Annotated in this window: 1 protein-coding gene and 1 pseudogene; both read right to left on the minus strand. The window is 76.2% G+C overall.

Annotated elements, in window-relative coordinates; all coding sequences use genetic code 11:
• Window positions 1–1919, minus strand: a pseudogene (locus tag ABZ641_RS28485) (hypothetical protein); the annotation flags it as partial.
• Window positions 1919–3718: an HSP90 family protein gene (locus ABZ641_RS28490; RefSeq protein ID WP_359986271.1), complete on the minus strand. Its 1800-nt coding sequence runs from the start codon at window positions 3716–3718 to the stop codon at window positions 1919–1921. The pseudogene ABZ641_RS28485 and the gene ABZ641_RS28490, both read right to left, overlap by 1 nt.
• Between the last annotated feature and the right edge of the window lie 212 nt (window positions 3719–3930).

Raw genomic sequence — 3930 nt, forward strand, 5'->3', positions numbered from 1 at the left:
CCGGTCATCAGCTCGATCTGGCCGAGCAGCCCGAGCGGGCGGGGGGTGCGCCAGGGCAGCCCGTCCCGCTCCAACTGCTCGATCGAGGTCTCCAGCCCCTCGCGCGCCTCGGCCATCCGGCCCTGCCGGGCGGCGATGTCGGCGGCGTACTGGCGGGCGGCGGCGATGCGCAGCGGCAGGCCGAGTTCGGTGGCCCCGGTGCGGTAGGCGTCGAGCAGCCGGTCGAAGCGGGCGGCCACCTCGGCGGGCGGTTCCGGCAGGGCGGCGACCAGTTCCTGGTAGGCGGCGAAGGTGAGGCTGTGCACCACGGCCAGCCGGTCCTCGGCGGCGTCCCCGCCCTGCCCCTCGCCGGTCCGCGGGGCCGCGGCGGCGAGTTCGTCGGCGCGGCGGAGCGCCTCGTCGAGCGCGGGCCAGTCGGGTGCGGCGCTGTCCTCCTCGCCGAGGTGGGCGACGGCGGCGCGGGTGCGCACCACCAGGGCGCGGATCGGCAGTCCGGCGCTCTCGTACAGCTCGGCGGCGGCGAGCAGTTCGGTGCGGGCGGTCTGCCAGTCGTCGGCCTCGAAGGCGTGCTGGGCGCGGTGGTCGGCGAGGTTGCCCTGCAGCCGTTCCGCGGGGCCGAGTTCCGGGTGGTCGGGGTGGACGTGGTCGTCGTCGGCGACGACGGTGGTGATCCGGGCCCACAGCGCGTCGGCGTCGGGGTGGTCGGTCCGGTCGAGTTCGCGGGCGCGCAGCACCAGGGCGACGAAGTCCTCGGGGACGGGCTCGGCCGTGGGACGGACCACCGGGGCGGCGGCCGGCGCGGGCACCTGCCCGGCGGCCCGCACGCCGAGGGCGAGCGGCCGGTCGAGCAGCGGGGTGCGGGCGAGGCGGGCCCGGCGGCGGTCGCCGACCGCGGTGGTGCCGTTGCGGGCGTCGAAGCGGGCGGCCGACTGCTCGGCCTCGGCCGCGACGTGGGCGTGCAGCGCGTCGACCGTCCAGTTCCGGCCGGCGGGGCCGGCAGCGGGCAGGTCGCCGTGGCCGAGGGCGGCGAGCCGGGCGGTGAGCACCTCGACGCCGACGAGGAAGCCCAGCCGGGCCAGCGGGTAGCCGTGCCCGTCGAAGAGGCCGCGGTTCTCGGCGAGGATCTCCAGGCCGCGGGGTTCGTTGCCGGAGAGCGCGCAGAACTCCAGGTGCAGGCCGATCTGGCTCGCGGTGCTGGACTTGCCGCGGGCGCCGCGGTAGCCGACGAGGTGGCTGGAGCGGGCCTCGTCGAGCCGGCCCTCGCGCAGCAGCGGCAGCAGGGCCCAGGCGTGGCTGGTCCACGGCTCCTCGGAGCAGGTGCTCTCGCCGCCGAGCACGGGCTGCCACTCCCGCAGGGCGCGGGCGTCGTCGCCGCGGGCGGCGTGGTGGCGGGCCCGGGCACGGACCTCGCAGGCGGTGCAGTCGCTCATCTGCGAGCGCGGCCTGGTCGCCCACAGGTCGAAGGCGTCGTCGGCGGCGTCGCCGGTGTGCGCGGCGAGGTGGTACCGCTGCGCGTAGTACGGCTGCAGGCCGTGGTCGGCGGCGGTGTAGCGGCTGCGCATCTCGTCGTGCCAGCGCCGGATCGCGTCCAGCGGCACGTCCGGGGTGGAGAGCAGCGCGGACGCGACCCACTTGAAGCGCCAGAACACCTGGAGGCGGGCCCACTCGTTGAAGTCGTCGGGGTGGGTGTCCCAGAGCTTGAGGATCCGGGCGAAGACGACGGGGGCCTTGCGGGCCTCGCCGTCGTACTCGTAGGCCTCCATCAGGTCCATCAGGGCGAGCACCTGCAGCTCGCGGTGGTCGGGGAACTGCTCGGCGGCCTCGGCGAGTTCCTCGGCGGTGACGGTGCGCGAACGGCCGTAGGGGCGGGCGTCGTTGGCGCGCAGCGCCTCGGTGAGCGCCTCGGGGGTGTCCGTCATCAGGACTCCTTCTGCGGGTCGGCGGCGTCGCGGCCGAGCATGGCGTGGTCGAGCAGGCCGAGGAACGACCGGTTGAGCAGGGCGCTCTCGCCCGCGGTCAGCGGGCGGCGGGTGAGCAGCACGGCCTGCCCGTAGAGGGCCTCGGCGGCGATCACCGCGAGCTCCTTGCCGGGGATGGTGGCGGCGCGCCGCACCAGCGGGTTGAGGTGGTTGAGGACGAGCTGCGCCCGCGGCACCTCGGCGCGCAGCGAGCCGAGGATGTCCGCCCACAGGCCGTCGGCCTCGTCGGCGAGGCGGGCCCGGGTGCGCTCGTGCCGGGCCTCGCGGTTGTCGAGCAGCAGGGCGGGCGCGCTGGCGGGGTGGAAGCTGCGCAGTGCGACGTCGCAGTCGAAGCGGCCGACGACCTCGCGGGCGGTGGCGAGGAAGGCGGCGGCGGCGAGTTCGGCGGACGGGTCGACGGTGTCCAGGTGGGCGGTGACGGTGCCCGGGTCGAGGTCGGCGACGGAGGTGCCGGGCCGGATCTCGGGCAGCCGGTGCACGAGGTCGCCGTCGTAGGTGTAGCCGCCGTTGACGACGCCGAGGCCGGCGGCGCCGGCGATCGGCGCGACCTGGCGGAACTCCTCGACGGTGCGGGCGACCAGGATCACCGGGTGGGCGCGGGCGAACTCGTCGAGGGTGACGTTGCCGTCGGTGGTCTCGAAGGGCAGCCAGGGCAGCAGCATCCGCAGCAGCTCGTCGTCGTAGCGGGCGAGCGCCTTGACGGCCAGGTGGTGGACGCCGATGAACCGGTGCAGCAGCGCCGGGTCGCTGGCGGACAGGCCGGTCAGCCAGTCGCGGATCCGGGCGCCGCAGGCCTCGCGGACGGCGGCGAGCGTCTCGTCGGCGTACAGGCCCTCGCGGGAGGCGGTGGGGCGCAGGCCGTCGGCGTCGACGACGCAGCGGACGAAGAACGCCCAGTCCGGCAGCAGGTCGTCGGCCTGGTCGGAGACCAGCATGCCCTTGAGGTGGACGCGGTGGCCGGCCCGGCGCGAGGGCGGCGCGGCGTCGGGCAGCACGTAGGCGGCGCCGCGCAGGCCGACCAGCGGCAGGTCGAGCTCGATGGTGTCGAGCGGGGTGAAGTCGAAGGTGTCCCGGCAGTAGGCGGTCAGCGCCTCGCGGCGGGCGAGCGGGGAGCCGTGCCGGACGTCCCAGGGTGCGGGGGCGTCGATCCGGGTGGCGGTGCCGCGGGCGTCGGTGACGGTGACCTCGTGGCGCAGCAGGCTGCCGTAGTGGCGGGCGAGTTCGACGACCTGGTCGTGGCGGGTCCACCGGGCGGCGTCGGGCCGGGGGGTGAGGTGCACGGTGGTGCCGGGCTCGGGCTTCGCCGACGCGGGCAGGGTGGTGATGGTGTAGCGGCCGTCGGAGTGGCCGCGCCACTCGACGACGGGGGCGTCGGGGCTCTTGGCGGAGCGGCTGACGACGGTGATCTCGTCGGCGACGACGAAGCAGGCCAGCAGGCCGATGCCGAACTGGCCGATGAAGTCGCTGCGGGCCGCCGCCAGGCCGGAGTTGTCGAGGCCGCCATCGGCGGTGCGCTTGGAGCTGCGGCCGATGGTGGCGAGGAAGGTGTGCACGTCGGCCTCGGTGAGGCCGATGCCGGTGTCGGTGACGGTCAGGTCGCCGTCGGCCCGGACGGTGATCCGGGCGGGGGCGGACGGGTCGGCGGCGCGGCGGGCGGAGATGGCGTCGACCGCGTTCTGCAGCAGCTCGCGCAGGTACACCCGGGGGCTGGAGTAGAGGTGGTGGGAGAGCAGGTCCACCAGTCCGCGCAGGTCGACCTGGAAGGTGTGCGCGGTCGGCGTGGCGGCGCCGGGGACGGCACTGCCGGCGGCGGCGGTCTTCGGGTCGCGGGGGGTGCTGTCGGTTGACACCGGGTCGGGGCTCTTTCGGTTCGGCGGCGGTGGGGTCGGGTGGCTGCGGCGGGTGCCGGCGGCGCGGGTCAGCGGCCGGGTCGGGCGGCGCGGGTCGGCGC

The organism is Kitasatospora sp. NPDC007106, assembly GCF_040634455.1.
Taxonomy (GTDB): domain Bacteria; phylum Actinomycetota; class Actinomycetes; order Streptomycetales; family Streptomycetaceae; genus Kitasatospora; species Kitasatospora arboriphila.